20 protein-coding genes are annotated in these 19,910 nt (G+C 69.5%); 3 read left to right on the forward strand and 17 right to left on the reverse strand.

Annotated elements, in window-relative coordinates; genetic code table 11:
* Positions 1 to 115: 115 nt before the first annotated feature.
* The 7 genes from ACTWPT_RS41620 to infC all read right to left on the reverse strand — a co-directional run bounded on the left by ACTWPT_RS41620 (position 116) and on the right by infC (position 7,201).
* Positions 116 to 2,671 carry a phenylalanine--tRNA ligase subunit beta gene (locus tag ACTWPT_RS41620; protein WP_443183047.1) on the reverse strand — a complete coding sequence of 852 codons (2,556 nt, stop codon included), beginning with the start codon at positions 2,669 to 2,671 and terminating at the stop codon, positions 116 to 118.
* On the reverse strand, positions 2,671 to 3,711 hold the full coding sequence (gene pheS, locus ACTWPT_RS41625) for a phenylalanine--tRNA ligase subunit alpha (RefSeq protein ID WP_443183108.1): 1,041 nt from the start codon (positions 3,709 to 3,711) through the stop codon (positions 2,671 to 2,673). The genes ACTWPT_RS41620 and pheS overlap by 1 nt, the downstream gene beginning before the upstream one ends.
* Positions 3,712 to 3,850: 139 nt before the next feature.
* Complete coding sequence (locus ACTWPT_RS41630; RefSeq protein ID WP_443183048.1) at positions 3,851 to 4,945, reverse strand: ATP-binding protein; 1,095 nt, start codon at positions 4,943 to 4,945, stop codon at positions 3,851 to 3,853.
* A gap of 50 nt (positions 4,946 to 4,995) precedes the next feature.
* Positions 4,996 to 5,799, reverse strand: coding sequence for a TrmH family RNA methyltransferase (locus ACTWPT_RS41635; RefSeq protein WP_443183049.1), 804 nt, complete (start codon positions 5,797 to 5,799; stop codon positions 4,996 to 4,998).
* A 62-nt stretch (positions 5,800 to 5,861) separates the two neighbouring features.
* The gene (gene rplT, locus ACTWPT_RS41640; protein ID WP_127934456.1) at positions 5,862 to 6,245 is read right to left on the reverse strand and encodes a 50S ribosomal protein L20; all 384 of its coding nucleotides are present in this window, start codon (positions 6,243 to 6,245) and stop codon (positions 5,862 to 5,864) included.
* 27 nt (positions 6,246 to 6,272) lie between these two features.
* A complete protein-coding gene (gene rpmI, locus ACTWPT_RS41645) occupies positions 6,273 to 6,467 on the reverse strand; it encodes a 50S ribosomal protein L35 (RefSeq protein WP_043622108.1) in 195 nt (64 codons plus the stop codon).
* Between the two features lie 125 nt (positions 6,468 to 6,592).
* Entirely contained in the window at positions 6,593 to 7,201 is a 609-nt protein-coding gene (gene infC, locus ACTWPT_RS41650; RefSeq protein ID WP_127934457.1) for a translation initiation factor IF-3, read from the reverse strand.
* 315 nt (positions 7,202 to 7,516) lie between these two features.
* Between infC and ACTWPT_RS41655 the strand changes: the two genes are divergently transcribed.
* Entirely contained in the window at positions 7,517 to 7,804 is a 288-nt protein-coding gene (locus ACTWPT_RS41655) for a type II toxin-antitoxin system Phd/YefM family antitoxin (protein WP_443183050.1), read from the forward strand.
* Positions 7,801 to 8,220, forward strand: a complete 420-nt coding sequence (locus ACTWPT_RS41660; protein WP_443183051.1) for a type II toxin-antitoxin system VapC family toxin — start codon at positions 7,801 to 7,803, stop codon at positions 8,218 to 8,220. The genes ACTWPT_RS41655 and ACTWPT_RS41660 overlap by 4 nt, the downstream gene beginning before the upstream one ends.
* Here the strand turns inward: ACTWPT_RS41660 and ACTWPT_RS41665 are convergent.
* The 10 genes from ACTWPT_RS41665 to ACTWPT_RS41710 all read right to left on the reverse strand — a co-directional run bounded on the left by ACTWPT_RS41665 (position 8,192) and on the right by ACTWPT_RS41710 (position 18,794).
* On the reverse strand, positions 8,192 to 9,049 hold the full coding sequence (locus ACTWPT_RS41665) for a shikimate dehydrogenase (RefSeq protein WP_443183052.1): 858 nt from the start codon (positions 9,047 to 9,049) through the stop codon (positions 8,192 to 8,194). The two genes, ACTWPT_RS41660 and ACTWPT_RS41665, sit on opposite strands and share 29 nt — an antisense overlap.
* A 352-nt stretch (positions 9,050 to 9,401) precedes the next feature.
* The gene (mltG, locus tag ACTWPT_RS41670) at positions 9,402 to 10,559 is read right to left on the reverse strand and encodes an endolytic transglycosylase MltG (RefSeq protein WP_443183053.1); all 1,158 of its coding nucleotides are present in this window, start codon (positions 10,557 to 10,559) and stop codon (positions 9,402 to 9,404) included.
* A gap of 211 nt (positions 10,560 to 10,770) precedes the next feature.
* A complete protein-coding gene (gene mltG, locus ACTWPT_RS41675; protein ID WP_443183054.1) occupies positions 10,771 to 11,997 on the reverse strand; it encodes an endolytic transglycosylase MltG in 1,227 nt (408 codons plus the stop codon).
* Between the two features lie 217 nt (positions 11,998 to 12,214).
* Positions 12,215 to 12,694, reverse strand: coding sequence for a Holliday junction resolvase RuvX (ruvX, locus tag ACTWPT_RS41680; RefSeq protein WP_443183055.1), 480 nt, complete (start codon positions 12,692 to 12,694; stop codon positions 12,215 to 12,217).
* Position 12,695: 1 nt separating this feature from the next.
* Positions 12,696 to 15,368 carry an alanine--tRNA ligase gene (alaS, locus tag ACTWPT_RS41685; RefSeq protein ID WP_443183056.1) on the reverse strand — a complete coding sequence of 891 codons (2,673 nt, stop codon included), beginning with the start codon at positions 15,366 to 15,368 and terminating at the stop codon, positions 12,696 to 12,698.
* A gap of 21 nt (positions 15,369 to 15,389) precedes the next feature.
* Positions 15,390 to 15,608, reverse strand: a complete 219-nt coding sequence (locus tag ACTWPT_RS41690) for a hypothetical protein (RefSeq protein ID WP_443183057.1) — start codon at positions 15,606 to 15,608, stop codon at positions 15,390 to 15,392.
* Between the two features lie 8 nt (positions 15,609 to 15,616).
* Complete coding sequence (locus ACTWPT_RS41695) at positions 15,617 to 15,997, reverse strand: DUF948 domain-containing protein (RefSeq protein WP_443183058.1); 381 nt, start codon at positions 15,995 to 15,997, stop codon at positions 15,617 to 15,619.
* Positions 15,998 to 16,083: 86 nt separating this feature from the next.
* Positions 16,084 to 16,947, reverse strand: coding sequence for an oxygenase MpaB family protein (locus ACTWPT_RS41700; protein WP_443183059.1), 864 nt, complete (start codon positions 16,945 to 16,947; stop codon positions 16,084 to 16,086).
* A gap of 44 nt (positions 16,948 to 16,991) precedes the next feature.
* Positions 16,992 to 18,302 (reverse strand): replication-associated recombination protein A, encoded by a 1,311-nt coding sequence (locus ACTWPT_RS41705; protein WP_443183060.1) that lies wholly within the window; start codon positions 18,300 to 18,302, stop codon positions 16,992 to 16,994.
* A 9-nt stretch (positions 18,303 to 18,311) separates the two neighbouring features.
* Positions 18,312 to 18,794 carry a DUF2231 domain-containing protein gene (locus ACTWPT_RS41710; protein WP_443183061.1) on the reverse strand — a complete coding sequence of 161 codons (483 nt, stop codon included), beginning with the start codon at positions 18,792 to 18,794 and terminating at the stop codon, positions 18,312 to 18,314.
* 168 nt (positions 18,795 to 18,962) lie between these two features.
* Here ACTWPT_RS41710 and ACTWPT_RS41715 point away from each other — a divergent pair, with 168 nt between their 5' ends.
* Positions 18,963 to 19,865 carry a peptidylprolyl isomerase gene (locus tag ACTWPT_RS41715; protein WP_443183062.1) on the forward strand — a complete coding sequence of 301 codons (903 nt, stop codon included), beginning with the start codon at positions 18,963 to 18,965 and terminating at the stop codon, positions 19,863 to 19,865.
* Positions 19,866 to 19,910: the final 45 nt, after the last annotated feature.

Genomic DNA, 19,910 nt, shown 5'->3' on the forward strand with positions numbered 1-19,910 from the left:
CCGAGTGCCGGCACACGCTTGGTGATCGGCCGGACCTGGTCTTCCTCGCGACCTCGCCGAGATCGAGAACATGGAGGGCCGGCACGGCATCCGCCGCACCGGCCCTTTCACAGGCTCAGGCGCTCCGCAGCTGAGCCCCCACACGATCGGCCGCCATGGCCACCGCCGCGTCCCGCGCCGCCGTCGTCTCCTCCACCGTCAACGTCCGGTCGGCCGCCCGGAACCGCATCGTGTAGGCGAGCGACTTGTTCCCCTCACCCACCTGCTCCCCGGCGTAGACATCGAACAGCCGGATCGACTCCAGCAGCTCCCCGGCCCCGTCGCGCAGGGCCGACTCCACGTCCGCGACCGGCGTGAAGTCGGGCACGATCAGTGCCACGTCCTGCGTGGCCACCGGATACGAGGACACGGCAGGCGCGTCGACGGGCCCTGGCATGGCCGGCTCCAGGCGCGACAGCTCGAGCTCCATCGCCGCGGTGCGCGGCGGCAGCCCGTAGGCCTCGATCACGCGCGGGTGCAGCTCGCCGGCGTGCCCGACGAGCGTGTCGCCCACGTAGAGTGCGGCGCAACGCCCGGGGTGCCAGGGCTCGTGCTGGTCGGCGGTGACCGACAGCTCGAGCCGGGCCTCGGCCGCCACGAGCCGCGCGGCCTGCACGGCGTCGGCCCACGTGGCCTGACGGCCGCCGCCCCACCAGCCGGACCGCTCGAACTCGCCGGCCAGCACGACCGCGACCCGCATCGGCTGGTCGGGCAGCGCCGCCTCGATCGAGGCCAGCTCCTCGGGGGTCGGCCTGCGCTCGACGCCGAGCACCGGCGCGACCTCCGGAGCGCCCCCGCGCGGCCGGTAGACGGCTCCGGTCTCGAACAGCGCCACGTCGGTGAAGCCGCGGCCCACGTTGCGTACCAGGGTCTTGAGCAGCCCCGGCAGCAGCGTGGTGCGCATCAGCGGCTCGTCCTCCGACAGCGGGTTGGCCAGCCGCATGGCGTGGCGTCGCGCGTCCTCGGCGGGCAGCAACAGCCGTTCGAAGTCGTCGGCGCTGATGAACGGGTAGCTAAGCACCTCGACATAGCCACCTTCGGCCAGCGCCCGGCCGGCCCGCCTGCGCAGCCGCTGTCCCTCAGTGAGGCCTGCCCCGGCCGGGGCGCTGGGCAGCACCGACGGCAGGGTGTCATAGCCCTCCAGCCGGATGACCTCTTCGGCCAGATCGTTGGGGTCGGTGAGGTCGGGCCGCCACGACGGCGGCGTCACCGTGATCATGTCGTCGCCGGTGACCGCCAGCTTGGCCGCCAGCGCGCCGCCGGTCACGACCCCGGTCGGGTCGACGCCGCCCTTGCGCACCGCGGGGTCGTCGCCGTCCACGACGACGCAGCCGGCCTGCCGCAGCCGGGCGACCACGGTGTCCTTCGAGTACGTCACTCCGGCCACGGCGCTCGGGTAGCCGGACGGGATCGCGATGCGCGGCGGGGACACCTCGACCTGGGCGTGCGTGACCCCAGGCTGGACGGTCGCGCCGCCGAGCTCGGCCAGCAGCTGCACGGCCCGCCAGGAGGCGACGAGCGGCAGCTCACGGTCGACGCCGCGTTCGAACCGCTTGGACGACTCGGACACCAGCCCGTGCCTGCGGGACTCGCGTGAGATGCCGGTGGCGGAGAAGTGCGCGGCCTCGATGACGATGTCGGTGGACTCGACGGAGATCTCGGTGTCGAGCCCGCCCATGGTGCCCGCCATCGAGATCGGTCCCGACCGGTCGGTGATGAGGATGTCGTCGGGGTTGAGCTCGCGGACGACGTGGTCGAGCGTCTCCAGGCGCTCGACCGGCTTGGCCCGGCGTACGACGATCTCGCCGTTGAGCTTGGCCCGGTCGAACGCGTGCAGCGGCTGTCCGAGCTCCAGCATCAGGTAGTTGGTGATGTCGACGGCCAGCGACACCGGCCGCATGCCGGCCCGCGTGAGCCGGGTCCGCATCCAGAGCGGGCTGGGCGCGGCGGGGTCGAAGCCGGCGACCTCGCGCAGCACGAACCGGTCGCAGGCGGTCGGGTCGGCGATCGAGGCCGGCCACGCCGTGCTGGTCTCGGCGGGAGGCTCGATCTGGGCGGGGTCGCGGAAGGCCACCCCGAACGCGGTCGCCGCCTCACGTGCCACGCCCCGGATCGACAGCGCGTAGCCGATATCGGGCGTGATCTCCAGCTCGATCACGTCGTCACGCAGGCCAAGCAGCTCCACCACGTCGGCGCCGATGGGCGTGTCCGGGGGCAGCACCATGATGCCGGCGTGCTCGTCGCTCAGCCCGAGCTCCCGCTCGGAGCAGATCATGCCCTCGGACGTGCGCCCGTACGTCTTGCGCGCCCCGACCTCGAACCCGCCAGGCAGCACGCCGCCGGGCAGCACGACGGGCACGCGGTCGCCGGCCACGAAGTTGGTGGCGCCGCAGACGATCTCGCGGGGCGTCGCCTCGCCGGTCTCGACCTTGCAGTGCCTGATCGGCTTCTTGAAGCCGGTCAGCTCCTCGATCTCGAGCACCTCGCCGACCACGACGTTCTTGACGTCGTGGCCGTGCGAGGTGATCGACTCGAGCTTGAGGCCTGCCATGGTGAGCTTGTCGGCCACCTCGTGCGCGGTGACCGCCGGGAGATCGACGTACTCCCGCAGCCAGGAAAGCGGGACCTTCATCAGATCTCCATTCCGAACGGGAGCGTGAAGCGCACGTCTCCTTCGATCATGTCTCGCATGTCCTCGGCGTTGTGGCGGAACATCAGGGTCCGCTCGATGCCCATGCCGAACGCGAACCCGGAGTAGCGCGAGGGGTCCACGCCGCACGCGACGAGCACGCGCGGGTTGACCATGCCGCAGCCGCCCCACTCGATCCAGCCCTCCGACTTGCAGGTGCGGCAGGGCGGATTGCCGGGGATCGCCGAGGCGCCGCGGCAGACGAAGCACTTGAGGTCCATCTCGGCGGACGGCTCGGTGAAGGGGAAGTAGTTGGGCCGGAACCGCGTCGTGATGCCCTTGCCGAACATCACCTCGGCGAACCGGTCGAGCGTGCCCTTGAGGTGGGCCATCGTCAGGCCCTCGTCCACGGCCAGCCCCTCGGTCTGGTGGAAGACCGGGGTGTGGGTGGCGTCGAGCTCGTCGGTGCGGAACGTCTTGCCCGGCGAGATCACGTAGACCGGCAGGTCGCGCTGGAGCAGCGCGCGGATCTGCACCGGCGAGGTCTGCGTGCGCAGCACCATGCCCGACTCGGTGGAGCCCACGAAGAACGTGTCGTGGTCGGAGCGGGCCGGGTGGTCCTTGGCGATGTTGAGTGCGTCGAAGTTGAACCACTCGCCTTCGAGCTCGGGCCCCTCGGCCACTTCGTAGCCCATGGCGACGAACGCGTCGGCGATGCGCTCCTGCAGCGTGGTCAGCGGGTGGCGGGCGCCGCGCGGCCGCCGGTCCCAGGGCAGGGTGACGTCGACGGTCTCCTCGACGAGCACCCGGGCGTCGCGCTCGGCCTCCAGCTCGGCCTGGCGGGCGGCCAGTGCCTCGTTGATCGCCTTGCGGGTGGTGCCGACGCGCTTGCCGGCCTCGGCGCGGGCGGCCGGCGGCAGGGCGCCGATCTCGCGGTTGGCCAGGGCGATGGGCGAGCGGTCGCCCGCGTGCGCCAACCTGGCCTGCTTGAGTGCGTCGAGGCTGTCGGCCGCCTTGATCGCCGCGATGGCGTCGGCCTCCATGCGCGACACCTCCTCGGCATGCAGCGGTGTCACCTCGACGGGGTCGTAGTCAGACAAGAGTGAGCTCCGTATCCAGGGCTTGAGCGGAAATGAGTCTAGTGGCGTCGGCCCACCGGACCCGAATCCCGTGATTTCGCCTTCAGATAGAAGTTGCGAAGTCGGGCGTGCCGGTGGGCATGGTAAATCGAAACTCCGCCCCGCCCTCGGGCGCGCGCTGCACGGTGATGGTGCCACCATGGGCCTCGACCAGGCCCTTGACGATGAACAGCCCGAGCCCGGTGCCGCCGCGCCTGCGGCTGTTGCCACCCCGCCAGAACTGCCGGAAGACGCGCGGGGCCAGCTCGGGCTCGATGCCCTCGCCCTCATCGCGCACCGACACGGCAACTCCCCATCCGACGGACTCGATCTCAATGGTCACAGTGCCACGCCCATGGCGCAGCGCATTTTCTACCAGGTTACCTAGGATCTGGTCGATCTTGTCCTGGTCGAGCCACATCTCCGGCAGGTCGTCGTCCACGATCAGGTGGAACCGGTCCTCCGCCTCGCCTGCCGCGACCCGGCCCGCGATGAGCCTGCGCACCCTGGCGGGGATGTCGACCACCTGGCGGCGCACCTCCAGCCGCCCGGACTCGATGCGTGAGACGTCGAGCAGCTCGGTGATGAGCCTGGTGACACGGTCGGCGTCGTTGTTGACGGTCTCGAGCATCACGCGCTTCTGCTCGTCGGTGAAACGGGTCCACTTGGCCAGCAGGGTCGCGGTGAACCCCTTGACGCTGGTCAGCGGCGAGCGCAGCTCGTGGGCCACGGTGGAGACCAGATCGGCGCGGCTGCGCTCCAGCCGGGCGCGGGCGCCGCCGTCACGCAGGGTGATCGCGACGCGCTCTACCTCGCCGCCGCGCTCCGGCTCGCGTACGAGCCTCGCGGCTACATAGAGCTCCTGCCCGCCCGGCAGGTGCAGCGGCCGCTCCGGCACCCTGCTACGGGTACGCAGCCCGCATTCGGGGTCGAGCGCCTTCCACCAGTCGCGCCCGTCGTGGTCGCGGAACGGGAACACGTCGTTCATGTGGCGGCCGACCGCGCGCTCCATGGCGACTCCGGTGAGCCGGGCCGCGGCCCGGTTGACGGCGACCACGCACCCATATCGGTCGGTCACGATGAGACCGTCAGGAAGGTCGTCGATGGCTATCGTGCACGCGGCGGCCACTACTTGCCCGTCGGTTTCCGCACCGTGCACGACCTCGCCTCCTCCGCCTACAACGCCGACAATAGCGGGTTTCCGGCCGCCTAGGACACTCGCTGAGCCCTAGCGGAGGAGTAAAGGCATACCGCCGCCGCGGTGGCCAGGTTGAGACTTTCAGCCTGTCCGTAGATGGGCACTCTGACCACATCATCCGCTTCGGCCAGTATCTCCTCCGGCAGTCCCCAGGCCTCGTTGCCGAAGATCCACGCGGTGGGACCCGACAGGTCGACGTCGTCGAGCGTGTGCTTGCCCGCGCCGTCGGCCGCCAGCACCCGCAAGCCTCGCTCCTTCAGTTGACGCACCGTGGCGCCAACAGGTGCACCTATGACGACGGGCAAATGAAAAATGCTGCCGGCGCTGGCGCGCACGCACTTGCCGTTATACGGATCCACGGAGGCGTCGGTGAAAACCACCGCGTCCGCGCCGGCGGCGTCGGCCACCCGCATGACAGTGCCGGCGTTGCCCGGGTCTCGTACGTGCGCGAGCACCGCCACCAGGCGCGGCGGCTCCTCCAGCGCCTCGTCCAAAGGGACGTGCACGAGCTTGCAGACCGCCAGCAGCCCCTGCGGTGTCACGGTCTGTGACAGCTCAGCCATCACCTCGCCGCTGGCCCGGTGCACGGGCACGCCCTTGAGCGTCGCTTCGGTGATCAGCTCGGGGTGGCGCAGTTCGGCCTCGGCCGTGCTGAACAGCTCCTGGGTGACTCCGTCGAGCCGCAGCGCCTCGCGTACCGCCTGGGGGCCCTCGGCCAGGAACTTGCGGTCCTGCTCCCGGAAGGCTCGCTTGGTGAGGCGCCTGGCGGCCTTCACCCGCGGCGACTTCACGTTGGTCAGCTCGGACCCGGCCATGCTCTCCCCCTGTGGATACGGCAAAGGGCCCACCGTCAGCCGGTGGGCCCCTCAGTGGTGCTTCAGCTCGCGGCCGGAGCGTTCACGTTCGCCGGGAGCGCCTTCTTGGCGGCCTCGACGAGCGTGGCAAAGGTCTGGATGTCGTTCACTGCGAGATCGGCGAGGATCTTGCGGTCGACCTCGATGTTGGCCAGGCGCAGGCCCTGGATCAGGCGGTTGTACGTCATGCCGTTCTGGCGGGCCGCGGCGTTGATCCGCTGGATCCAGAGACGGCGGAACGCGCCCTTGCGGTCCTTACGGTCCCGGTAGGCGTACGTCATCGAGTGGAGCATCTGCTCCTTGGCCTTGCGGTACAGCCGCGACCGCTGGCCACGGTAACCGGTAGCCCGTTCGAGGACGACCTTGCGCTTCTTCTTGGCGTTGAGCGCCCGCTTCACGCGTGCCATGTTTCTTCTCCCCGGGGAAAGTTCGCGCTACTTGGCGAGCAGCTTCTTGATCTTCTTGGAATCGGCGTCGGAAAGGACGACTTCATTCTTGAGACGGCGCGTCAGCGTGGACGACTTCCACTCGTTGTAGTGGGCGCGATTGGCACGGCGACGCTTGATCTTGCCGGTGCCGGTGAGCCGGAACCGCTTCTTCGCACCACTGTGCGTCTTCATCTTCGGCATGTCGCCGTCTCTCCTCGTTTCGGTCGTGCCTGTGGCCGGGCCGGTGCTGGCCGACCCGGTCGCGGCGTCTTTCGTCTGCCGGTGGCTCAATTGGGGTGCTTTGTAAGGCTAACCCCAACCGGGGGTCATCCTTCCTGTACGGAAGCGTCCTCGCTGCCACGCTGTGCCTTGGCTGCGGCCTTTTCGGCCTTGGCCTCGGCCTTCTTCTTGTGCGGACCGATCACCATGATCATGTTACGGCCGTCCTGCTTGGCGTGGGACTCCACGAAGCCGAGCTCCTGGACGTCGTCCGCGAGGCGCTGCAGCAGCCGGAAACCGAGCTCCGGCCGGGACTGCTCACGTCCACGGAACATGATCGTGACTTTGACCTTGTCTCCCGCCTTGAGGAACCGCACCACGTGACCCTTCTTGGTCTCGTAGTCGTGCGGGTCGATCTTCGGCCGGAGCTTGATCTCCTTGATGATCGTGTGCGCCTGATTCTTGCGCGCCTCGCGCGCCTTCATCGCGGACTCGTACTTGAACTTGCCGTAGTCCATGAGCTTGCACACGGGCGGTCGAGCCGTGGCCGCGACCTCGACGAGGTCGAGGTCGGCCTCTTGGGCGAGCTTCAGGGCATCGTGAATCGAGACGATGCCTACCTGCTCGCCGTTCGGGCCCACGAGGCGAACCTCGGGAACTCGGATACGCTCGTTGATGCGGGGCTCAGTGCTGATGGGGCCTCCTAGGTTTGCGATCCCTACGTGCTCGTCGTGCCAAGGGCCTTCCGCGCTCCCTAACGCGAAAAACCCCGCACGTCGCGCATGCGGGGCCACTGAGCTCTGTGGCTTTCGTGGCCTCGAGCTCCCCGGAGTAGTCCGGCGTGATCCTTGACCCGGCCACCTTTCGGCGACTCGGGTGGGAGGGAGACCTCCGCTTGCGCGTCCAGCAATGCATGCCGGACCGATCAGAGAGCTACATTACCACAACCACAGAGCTTCCTCGAATCTTCCCCGCAGGCCAGACGTCTTCCTCTAGGATTCTGTCCAGGAAAATAGTCAGAATAGGATCAAATGCCAGGAGAACAGCTCGAAGCGGCCAAATGGCAGCTGCAGGAGGCCAAGCAGCGGTTCAGCGAGGTCGTCCGCAGAGCACATGACGAGGGGCCGCAGATCGTCATGCGGCACGGGCGCGACGTGGCGGTGATCCTCGACATGGAGGAATACCGCCAGCTCAAGAGCCAGGAGCCGAAGCCGGACTTCAAGGAGTTTCTGCTCTCCGGTCCTGACCTGAGCGACCTGGACCTCGCTCGAGACAAGAGCACCGAGATGCGGGACATCGACTTCGAGGGCATCGAATGAGCTACATCCTCGACACCAACGTCGTGTCGGAGATGACCAAGCGCACCAGGGACGCCAACGTGCAGGCGTGGCTCGACACCATCAACGGGCCGGGCCTCTACGTGAGCGTCATGGTGTTCGGCGAGATCCGCAAGGGCGTCGAGCTGCTGCGGCACCGCGATCCGGCACGAGCAGGCGGCTACGACAGCTGGCTGGCTCGTCTCCAGCGCGAGTTCAAGACCCGGATCCTGCCGGTCACCACCGCCGTGGCCGAGGAATGGGGGCGGCTGCACGCCATACGGCCGCTCCCGATCGTCGACGGCCTGATCGCCGCCACCGCACGCACGCACGACTGGATCCTCGTGACCCGCAACGTAAAGGACTTCGGCGGGCTCGGCGTGAAAACGATCAATCCGTTCGACTGGCCGCCCGCCTGAGGATCTCCGCTTCACCGGCCGCACGCATCGCCTCCACCGGCACATCCGTCCGGCCGGTCATCAACTCCACCTGCCGCACCGCCTGGTGCAGCAACATCGCGAACCCGCCGACCACAGTGCCTCCCGCCGCCTGCACGGCCGTCGCCGCGCTGGTCGGCCAGGGTGAGTAGACCACGTCGAAGAGCGCGGGGACCTGGGCCAGCCGGTCGGCGAAGACGTCGGCCGCGCCGCCCGGCAGGGTGGACACCACCAGGTCCACCCGGGTGAGCGCGTCGAGCTTGTCGAACGTCTCCACCCCCAGCGCCACGCCCAGCCGCTCGGCCACCTCGACCGTATCCCCGGCCCGGGCGGGGTCGCGTACGAGCAGGGTCGCCGAGAACAGCCCGAGGTTGCGCAGGGCCGCCAGCGCGGAGGCCGCCGTGGCCCCTCCGCCCAGCACGGTGGCCGACCGAGGCGCGGGCACCCCGGCCTCGGCCAGCGCCTGCTCGATGCCGTAGACGTCGGTGTTGTCGCCGTGCCGCAGCCCGTCGCTGAACACCACCGTGTTGGCCCCGCCGACCTCGACGGCCAGCTCGGAGACGGTGTCCAGCAGCGGTAGCACGGCCCGCTTGAGCGGCATGGTCAGCGACAACCCCGCCCAGGCATCATCGCCCTCCTGACCCGGCCCGCGCACGGGCACCAGCTCCTGCAGCAGGCCCGGCAGCCGCGCCTCGTCGCATTCGAACGCCTCGTAGCTCCACCCGTCGAGGCCCATCGCCTGGTAGGCGGCCCGGTGCAGGTAGGGCGAGAGCGAATGGGCGATGGGCGATCCCAACACGGCGGCTCGCATCCGCACTCCTTCCCAACGAACACGACGACCTTATCGCCAACTCCCCCAGCGCCTCGCCAACGCCGCCACACCCCCGACCGACTCCCCGCACGGGCGCTGACCAGCTCACCGACGCTGACCGGCAACCGCGCGCTTTGATCGGCAACACAGGCGGCTCCCATTGCCCAGCCCTTGCCGGCGGGGCCAGTGGCCGAAACGCGCACGCGTGCGCTACTCCAGTAAGCCGCAGGTCGCCTTCCGGCGCACGTGCCGAGGCCCGTCTGCCGCTCACCCACGTAGGCGGATGAGCGGCGTGCGGTGTACGGGCCGAGCACGAGTCGCAAGCCAAGTCGCCGTCCTCACGGACGGCCGATCAGCCGCCGTTCTTCTCGTATTCGGCGAGAAGCGCCTGGCGCTGAGCCTCCGTTGAGGCGAACTTGGTGACATTGCTCTTGGGATCAGTGGCGACGAACCAGAGCCAGTCCCCCTTCGCCGGGTTCAGCGCAGCCTCGATGGCGTGATCGCCGGGGTTCACGATCGCGCCGGGCGGAAGGCCCGGGTTCCGGTAGGTGTTGTAGGGGTGCTTGACCTTCGTCTCGGGAAAGGTGGCGGCCGTGCCGTACTTTCCGAGCGCGTACATGACCGTGCTGTCCATCTCCAGCTTCATCTGCGGCTTGCGCTCGAGCCGGTTGTAGATGACACGGGCGATCTTCGGCATGTCCTCCGTCCGGCCGGCCTCAGCCTGGATGATGCTCGCGATGACGACGATCTCGTGCGGCGTGTGGCCGAGCGCCTTGGCACCGCCTTCGAGGTCCACCTGCTCGGCCGTCTGGTTGAACCTCTTGACCATCTGCGCCAGCATCTGCGCCGGGGTGGTCTTGGGCTGGAAGTCGTACGTGGCCGGGAAGGCGTACCCCTCCAGCTTGCCCTTGGCATAGGAGGGCAGATCCAGGTCACCGGCGTCCTTGGCCGCGGCGGTGAACTCCTTGACCGGCTTGTCGGTCGCCTTGGCGAGCAGGGTCAGGGTGTCCGAGAGACGCCGGCCCTCCGGAATCGTCACCCTGGCGAGCAGCCGGTTCTCCGGGACGAGCATCGTCACGGCGCTGGCCGCCGACATCCCCTTACGCAGCTTGTACGACCCCGGCTGCAGCTTGTCGCTCATGCCGGCGTTGCCGATGGCGTTGGTGAAAGCCCTGGCGCTGGCTACGACCCCCTGCCGCTCCAGCTCCTCGGCCACTTCCCCGGCGCTCTGCCCGTCCTTGATCTCGATGACGACCTCGCCGGTGCCCTGGCCGGTGAAGTCGTCGGGTACGAGGGCGTCGCTGAGCCAGAGGTAGCCGTAGTATCCACCGCCGCCGAGGATGCCCGCCAGCACGACGAAGGCGAGCAGCGGTGCTATGAATCCGCCCCGGTTGCGGCGCCTGCGCCGCCGGCGGCCGTTGCCGCGTTTACCGGCGCCCCGGGAACGACGCCGGGGCTGACCTTCGTCGTCCTCGGCGCCGAGCAGCGTGTTCAGATCGAGATCGTTCATAGGTTCGCAGGCCAATCTCCCGGTACGGCCGGCCAGGAGTCAAGCGGAAGTGCCCAACCGGCAGGGGTTACCGAGTGGAACTGGGGGAGCCGCCGGACATACTTCCATGACCGGCGGGGGTCACTCTGGGTAGCCATGCTAAGGGACGGGAAGAGGATGCATGCCCCGTTTTGAGGCTTTTGCGAGGAGACGGAGGCGGTTCCGTCGGACATCAGCTCGCCCCGAGGTTCTTGTTCAACTCTTCCCGGTATCTCACGAACTCGCTCTCTTTGTTGGTGAATTTGGTGATTCTATGCGCCGGATCCGTCGTTACAAACCAGTGCCAATCGCCCTTGGCCGGGTGCAGCGCCGCCATCAGCGCCTTCTCCCCGGGATTGGCGATGGGCCCCGGCGGCAGTCCTTTGTGGCGATAGGTGTTGTAGGGGGAGTCCACCTTGGTGTCGCGCTCCGTGACTCTCAGTGTTCGCCGGTTCTGCGCGTACAGGACGGTGCTGTCGATCTCGAGCGGCGTGCCCTTCGCGAGGCGGTTGTAGATCACTCGGGAGATCTTGGGATAGTCCTCGTCGGTGCCGCCCTCCGCCTGGATCAGGCTGGCCACCGTGACGGCTTCCAGCGGCGTCAGGTGTACGTGCGCCGCCTGCTCGGCAAGCCGTACCTTCCTGGCCGCGACGCCGAAGCGCTCCACCATCGCGGCGAGCACGTCCACGGCCGTGTCGCCCGGCTCGATCTCGTACGTGGCGGGGAACAGGAACCCTTCGAGCCCGGGCGCGTACTTCGGCAGGCCGACCAGGGCCTTGTCGACGCTCTGCAGCTCCTTGAGCGGCAGCCCTGCCTGGCGGGCGAGGCGGGTCAGCACCTCGCTCACCCGCATGCCCTCGGGTAGGGTGACCCGCCGCACCACCCTGGACGCGGGGCTGAGCAGCAGGTCGAGCGCGGCGCCCGCGGCCATGCCCTTGCGCAGGCGGTAGTGCCCGGGCCGCAGCCGGTCGGCCACCGCGCGGTCCTCCGTCGCGCGGACGAACGACTGCGTGCTCGCCACTACCCCGGCCTCGGCCAGCGCCGAGCCGATGGCCTCCGCGCTGGAGCCGGGCGCGATCCGAACGGTCACCGTACCGCTGCCGGTCCCTTCGAAGTCGTCGGGGCTGAGGTACGGCTTGAACACCGCCAACGCCCCAATCCCCAGCGCCACCAGGACCGCGATCAGACCGGCGGCGACCAGCCCGGCCTTGCGCACGGCCTGTTTGCGGGGAGCGGTCAGCGGGACGACGCCCGCCTCGGCGTCATCCTTGGGCTCGTCCTTGGGCTCGTCCTTGGGCTGCTCGCCGCCCTGCGGCCCCGCCTCTTCGGGCAGGCCGTCGTCGGCTAGGAACGGGATCACGTCCGCGACGTCGCCCTGCTCCTCCTCGCGAGGGTCGTTCGGGGTGCCGCCGCCGCTCATGCGACCACCCCGCCAAGCGCCTGGCCCGTGCGGCCCGCGGCCACGCGCCCACGCCTCCAGGAAGGTCCTTCCACCAACGCCGCACTCGCACGGCCCCCGGAGCGGCCCCCTACCAGCACGGCAGTCGCGCGGGCCGTAGACCAACCGTCCGCCAATGGCATGGCCGACCGGTCCCCCGCCCTCGCCGCCGTGCCGGCCTGCCCCGTGAGTCGCCCGCTCATCGGGCAGGCCCGTCGTCCGCCGGGGGCGGTGCGACAGGCCTGCCTGGTGGTCGTTCCGTGGCGCGTTCGGAGTCGAGCGCGTCCTGCAGCAGCACGACCGCCGCCGCCTGATCGACGACACCACGCTGTTTCTTGGCCTTCACGCCGCTGGCCCGCAGCCCCTGCTGGGCGGCCACCGTGGTCAGCCGCTCGTCGAACAGCCGTACGGGCGTGGGCGCGAGCCGGGCGGCGAGGTCGGTGGCGAACTGGCGGGCCAGTATGGCCGCCTGCCCCTCGCGCCCCGACATCGAGGTGGGCAGCCCCACCACGACCTCGATCGCGTCGTGGTCGGCGACGATCGCGGCGATGCGGTCGAGGTCGCCTTTGCCCCGCTTGACGGTCTCGACCGGCGTGGCCAGCAGCCCCGAAGGGTCGCTGCGGGCCACGCCAACGCGTACGGAGCCGACGTCCACGCCGATCCGTGAACCGAACCTCATGTCAGCCGAGCTGCCCCGCGATGGCCTCCTCAACCAGGCGCAGTGCGTCGCCGATCGCCTCCGGTCGTGTGCCACCGCCTTGCGCGACATCGTCCTTGCCGCCACCGCCACCCCCAAGCGCCTTGGCGGCGACGCCGACCAGCTGTCCGGCCTTGAGCCCCCGCTCGCGCCCCGCCTCATTGACCGTGGCAACCACCACGGGCCGGTCGGAGGGGACACCGACGATCACCATGACCGCCGGCCGGTCGGCCGGGAACCTGCCACGCACATCAAGCGCGAGCTTACGCAGGTCATCGGGGCTGGTGCCATCAGGCGCGCGGTGTGTCACGACGGAGACGCCCCGCAGGTCACGCGCCTGGGCCACCAGATCTCCGGCCACCTGGAGCACCTGCGCCGAGCGGAGCCTCTCCAGCTCCTTCTCGGCCGTGCGCAGCCGGGTGACGATGCCGTCGATACGCTCGGGCAACTCCTCGCGGCGCGCCTTGAGCTGCTCGGTGAGCTGGTTGACCAGCACGCTCTCGCGCGCCAGGAACCGGAACGCGTCGATGCCGACGAGCGCCTCGACACGCCGCACGCCCGCGCCGACCGACTGCTCGCCCAGGACCTTGACCAGGCCGAGCTGGCCGGAGCTGTGCACGTGGGTGCCACCGCACAGCTCGCGCGAGTAGTCGCCGATCTCGACCACGCGGACCTCGTCGCCGTACTTCTCGCCGAACATCGCCAGCGCGCCCATCGCCCTGGCCTCCGCCTGCGAGGTGTAGAAGGCGTTGACCTTGAGGTCGTTGATGAGCACCGCGTTGACCTCGTCCTCGACGTCACGCAGCACACTGGCCGGGACCGCGCCCGATGCGGTGAAGTCGAAGCGGAAGCGGCCGGGCGAGTTTTCCGAGCCCGCCTGCGCCGCGGTCTCGCCCAGGGCGTTCTTGAAGCCGCGATGGACCAGGTGGGTCGCGCTGTGGCTACGGGAGATCGCGCGGCGGCGCTCGATGTCGATCTCCGCCTGCGCCTCGTCCCCGACCCTCAGCTCGCCGCTGCGGACCTTGCCGCGGTGCACGACGAGGCCGGGCAGCGGGGACTGCACGTCGACGATCTCGACTTCCGCGCCGCTGGTGCGGATCACGCCCTGGTCGGCGAGCTGGCCGCCGCCCTCGGCGTAGAACGGGGTGCGCACGAGCACGACCTCCACGGTCGTGCCCGCACCCGCCGCCGGGACGGACACGCCGTCGACGAGGATGCCCGCCACACTGGTGTCGGCCTCGGTCTGGTCGTAGCCGAGGAACTCGACCTTGCCCGCCGCCTCCAGCAGATGCCCGAAGACGGAGATGTCGGCGTTACCGGTCTTCTTCGCCGCGGCGTCGGCCTTCGCCCGCTGCCGCTGCTCCTTCATGAGCCGGCGGAAGCCATCCTCGTCGACCTTGAGCCCCTGCTCGGACGCCATCTCCAGCGTCAGGTCGATCGGGAAGCCGTAGGTGTCGTGCAGCTGGAACGCCTGGGCGCCGGAGAGCGTGGTGCCGGACTTGCGCTTGGTCTCCTCGACGGCCACGTCGAAGATCGCGGTGCCGGTGCGGAGCGTGCCCAGGAAGGACGCCTCCTCGGCGTCGATGACGCCGTGGATCTGCGGCGCGTCGGCCTTGAGCTCGGGGTATTGCTCGCCCATCACATTGATCGCGACGTCGGTGAGCTCGTGCATGTAGCGCTCGTCGCCGGAGCCGAGCAGGCGCAGGTTGCGCACCGAACGGCGCAGGATGCGGCGCAGCACGTAGCCGCGGCCCTCGTTGCCGGGCATGACGCCGTCGGCCACCAGCATGGTGCCGGTGCGGACGTGGTCGGCGATCACCCGCAGGCTGACGTCGGAGCGGTGGTCGCGGCCGTAGCGGGTCTTGGTGAGCTCGGCCGCCTTGTCGAGGATCTTGTAGGTGGTGTCGATCTCGTAGATGTTGTCGACGCCCTGCAGGATCGCCGCCATGCGCTCCAGGCCCATGCCGGTGTCGATGTTCTTGCTCGGCAGCTCGCCGGCCACATCGAAGTCGATCTTGGTGCGGACCTGGCTGAGCTGGTATTGCATGAAGACGAGGTTCCACACCTCGAGGTAGCGGTCCTCGTCGGCGACCGGGCCGCCTTCCTTGCCGTATTCGGCGCCGCGGTCGTAGTAGATCTCCGAGCAAGGGCCGCCGGGCCCTGGCACGCCCATGTGCCAGTAGTTGTCCTCCAGGTCGCGACGCTGGATGCGGTGGTCGGGCAGGCCGACCTTGTTGCGCCAGATGTCGTAGGCCTCGTCGTCCTCGAGGTAGACCGTCGCCCACAGTTTGTCCTCGGGGAAGCCGAAGCCGCCGTCGGACTCGGACCTGGTGAGCAGCTCCCACGCGAACGGGATCACTTCGGCCTTGAAGTAATCGCCGATGGAGAAGTTGCCCAGCATCTGGAAGAACGTGGCGTGCCGGGTGGTCTTGCCGACCTCGTCGATGTCGGGGGTGCGCACGCACTTCTGCGCGGTGGCCAGCCGTGACGCCGGAGGCTTGCGCTGCCCCAGGAAGTACGGCTTGAACGGCACCATACCCGCATTGACCAGGAGAAGCGTCGGGTCCTCAGCGATCAGGCTGGCCGAGGGCACTATCTTGTGCCCACGCTCCTCGAAGAAGCGCAGGAAGCGGCGGGCGATCTCTGCCGACTCCATGGTGGCCATCCTTTGCGTTAGTCAGTTGTCATCATCAGCGTTGTCGAGCCCGAAGCGTGCCCGCAACTCGGTTTCGCGCTCGGCTGCCTCGTCGAGCGCGTCAGAGGTAAAGTCTCTCACCTGCCGGAGCATGCCTGCCGCACCGTCAGCCGTCCTGTGGATGACGTGGTTGGGGTGGAGCGCCTGCAGCCTGCGCATCACCCAGAAGGCGAGGAACGCTCCGAGCGACAGGTAGAACAACCTTCTGATCATCGTGTCCGCCTCGGCACGGCTCTGCGCGGCCGCCTGGCCTCGATGGCACGCCGCACACCGTACGTCAGCGACGACACCTTGATCAGCGGCCCCGTGAAGACCGTCTGCGTCACCGCGCTGAGCTTGGCCGCGTGGCCGCTGACCTGCTTGACGTCCCTGGCGATGGCCTCGACGGCGATCAGCTGCCTGTTGGTCTCGTTGACCGTGACGCTCAGGTCGTCGAGCAGCGGCGTGAGGCGGTTGTTGAGGTCGGAGACCGCTTTGGTGGTCTCCGTGAGCAGCCTGGCTAGCTTGACGAGCACCATGACGAGAACGCAGACCAGGACGATCCAGCCCGTGGCTGCGATCAGCCCGGCGACCTCTCCAGCGGTAAGCATCCCGCACATCTCCCTCGTACGCTGGGCCGGAACGGCACGACCCTATCGCGTCCGAGCGACAACATTTGTGAGGACGACGAGCCGGGTCAGGCCGCCACGTCCGCTCCCGGCGCGTGCTCGAGCGCCCGCATGAGGCCGCGGGCCGCCCTGATCTCAGGCGCGACCAGTCGTTCCGGCAGGGCCGCGGCCGCCGCGCGCAACGCCCTGAGCGCCGTGCCGGCCGCGTACTCGGCGGCCTTGCCCCCGTGGCGGCCGTACATCTCCTTGGCCCAGGCGGGCAGCGTGGCGAAGGCGAGCGCTCCGGCGGCGGGCAGCGAGCCGAGCGCGAGCGGCGGCGTCAGGAGCGCCAGGCGCAACGACAGCTGGGGGCTGACGCTGCGGCGCAGCGCGTCGCGCGCCGCGTCGGTGGCCGACAGGTACGGGCGCATGCCGTCGAGGTAGTCGCGGAGCTCCGCCACGTCGCCCGGCACGTCGCGCAGCCCCACGAGGGTCGCGCTGCGCCGCTGCTCGGCCACGTAGCCGTCGGCTTCCGCGCCGGTGAGCGGCACGCCGGCGCGCAGGGCCACCTCCAGGTGCGAGGAGGTCTCCGCGCAGTGGACCCACCGCAGATTCTCCTCGTCGTCCACCCGGAACAGGGTGCCGGTGTCGGTGTCGAGGCCGATGAGGCGGGCGTGTACGCGGCGCACCCGCTCGGCCGCCTGCTCGGCCTGCTCGCGGGTGCCGAACGTGCGCACGGTGAGATAGGCGAGCTGCCGCCGCAGCCGGGCGCGGGCCACCTCGGGATCGTCGAGCAGACAGTTCTGGGCGATGCCGCGGATGGTGCGGGGATGCAGGGCCTGCAGTTGGAAGGCGCGCAGCACCGCCGGCCAGCCGAGGGCCTCGGTGTGGATGCGCCAGGTGATCGATGAGGGGCCGAACAGGCCGCCGCCGGGGGTAACGGTCGCCTTCACACGATTGTGATTCCCCGTGAACAGCCGTTTAGTACGGCTTTCACCTACGTGTCCGGCCTTGCGCGCAGGAAGTCGCGGATCTTGGCCCAGCGGTCGGCGACCGGGCCTTCGGCGCCGTGCCGGGTCGGCTCGTAGTAGCGGCGGTCGCGGACCTGCTCGGGTGCGTAGTCCTGGCGTACGAGCCCGTGCTCGAAGTCGTGCGGGTATTTGTAGCCCTCGCCATGGCCGAGCTTGGCGGCCCCCGGATAGTGGGCGTCGCGCAGGTGGCCGGGCACCTGGCCGATCAGTCCGCGGCGCACGTCGCCGATCGCCGCCCCGATGGCGTTGACGACCGCGTTGGACTTGGGGGCCAGGGCGCAGTGGATGACGGCGTGCGCCAGGTTGATCTGCCCCTCGGGCAGGCCGATGAGCTGCACTGCCTGGGCGGCGGCGACGGCCGTCTGCAGGCAGGTGGGGTCGGCCATGCCGACGTCCTCGGAGGCGAAGATGACGATGCGCCGGGCGATGAAGCGCGGGTCCTCGCCCGCTTCGATCATGCGGGCCAGGTAGTGGAGCGCGGCGTCGGCGTCAGAGCCGCGCATCGACTTGATGAACGCGCTGATCACGTCGTAGTGCTGGTCGCCCTGCCGGTCGTAGCGGACGGCGGCCTTGTCGACGGCCTTCTCCACGACCTCGACCGTGATGTCGTCGGCCAGCAGCGCCGCCGCCTCCAGGTACGTCAGGGACCGGCGCGCGTCCCCTCCCGCGAGGCGCACGAGATGCTCCAGAGCCTCGGGCGCGAGGGTGCCACGGCCGTCCAGGCCGCGCGGGTCGGCGACGGCCCGCTCCAGCACCGCGCGGATGTCGTCCTCGGACAGGGACTCCAGCGTCAGCAGCAGCGAGCGCGACAACAGCGGCGAGATGACCGAGAAGAACGGGTTTTCGGTGGTCGCCCCGATGAACGTGACCCAGCGGTTCTCCACGGCGGGCAGCAGGGCGTCCTGCTGTGCCTTGTTGAAGCGGTGCACCTCGTCCACGAACAGCACGGTCTGCCGCCCGGTCATGCCCAGCTCGCGCCGGGCGTTGTCGATGGCGGCACGCACGTCCTTGACGCCGGCGGACACGGCCGAGACCTCGACGAAGCGGCGCTTGGTGACGTTGGAGACGACGTAGGCGAGCGTGGTCTTGCCGGTGCCCGGCGGCCCCCACAGGAACAGCGACATGGGAGCCTCGCTCTCGACCAGGCGCCGCAGCGGTGTGCCCTGGCCGAGCAGGTGCCGCTGGCCGATCACCTCGTCGAGCGTGCGCGGGCGCATGCGCACCGCAAGGGGCTGCGGGGTGGCCTCCTCAGCCGCCGAATCGAACAAGCTCTCCACAACGCGAGATTACACTCCCCACACGGCTCTCGCTCCGGAGTCGCCGGCCTGGAAGACGTAGTAGCCGGCCACCGCGGCCAGCGCCAGCGTCAGGCCCGACAGGATCAGCGTCACGGCGCGGCCGAACCGATCGTGGCCCACGGAGTCGCGGGACGGCCGGGTGGCGTACACCAGCAGCAGAGCGGCGGCGGCGAGCCCGAGCACCGACAGCAGCAGGGGGTTGGCGAAGCCCTGGTGGGTGGAGATGCGGGCGCCCACCTCGCCGTCGGCGGTGGCGAAGCGGGCCGCCTTGAGGCTCTCGCCGCTTTCCCTGGCCGCGTAGACGGCCGCGGGCGCCGCCAGGGAGAGCAGGACGACGGCCCAGGCCACGTACGGCCGCCAGCGCGGCAGCAGCGCATAGACGGCCGCCACGACGACGAACAGCGGGGTCAGCACGACGGCGAAGTGGATGATCAGGGGATGGGCCGGGAGGCCCAGGATCTGGTCGAACATGGGGGCTCCTTAGTGCTCATTTCAACTACGAATGCGAGCACCATATGGTTCGCGACCTCACAAGTCGCACATCACGGCTTTCGCCACTTACGTCCGGCACATATCGGAGGCCGGTAGCATGCGCGGAGTTGTTTGGTCATGTGACGGCAAAAATGAAGGAGACAAGCGGTGAGCGGCGACGACGACCGCAAGAGCGAGCTGGCGCGGGAGCACAAGGAGCGGCAGAAGCAGCGCACCGGAGCTCAAGCGGCCGAGCAGTCCTCCCGTGCGAGGCGGAACACCTTCATCGGCGCGGGCGTGGCCGTGGTAGTGGTGGCGGGCGGCATCTTCGCCGCGACCACGTTGGCCAGCACGGACGGCGGCGAGACGGCCTCGGCGGCGAGCACGCCTTCGGCCTCCGCCTCCTCCCTCCTCCCGACGGAGCTCCCGAGCACCGCGCCGCCGAAGAAGGCGGGCTCGGTGACCTGCACGTACAAGCGGGATGACACGGTTCCGAACAAGTTCGTGGGGCTGCCGGGCAAGAAGCCCAACCTGAAGCTCAAGACGATGACGGTCAGCACCAACCACGGTGACGTCGTCATCGAGGTGGACGCGAACGCCACCCCGTGCTCGGTGAACTCCATGGCCTTCCTGGCGAAGAAGCACTTCTACGACAACACCAAGTGCCACCGCCTGGTGACGCCGGAGACGGCCGGCCTGTTCCTGCTGCAGTGCGGCGACCCGCTGGCCAAGGCCGACGGCAAGAACCCGACGGACGGCCAGGGCACCGCGGGTTACGTGTACGGCGACGAGGCCGTGGGCGTGATGCCGTACGGCCGGGGCGTGGTGTTCCTGACCCAACCGCAGGACGCGGCCGGGCAGAACAGCAGCCAGTTCGCCATCTCGCTGTCGGACGAGAACGCGCAGATCGAGCCGCAGTACTCGGTGCTGGGCGTGGTGAAGTCCGGCCTGGAGATCATCGAGAAGGTGGCCGAGAACGGGGTCACCGTCAACCCGGACGACGTCACCGGCGACGGCGGCTCCACCGCCCCCAAGACGCCGATCGTGATCAAGAGCGTCACGGTCAAGTAAGAGACGCAAGAACGGCAGGCCCCGCCTCGCGGGCGCCTGCCGTTC

The organism is Nonomuraea sp. 3N208 (genome assembly GCF_052245935.1).
GTDB lineage: Bacteria > Actinomycetota > Actinomycetes > Streptosporangiales > Streptosporangiaceae > Nonomuraea.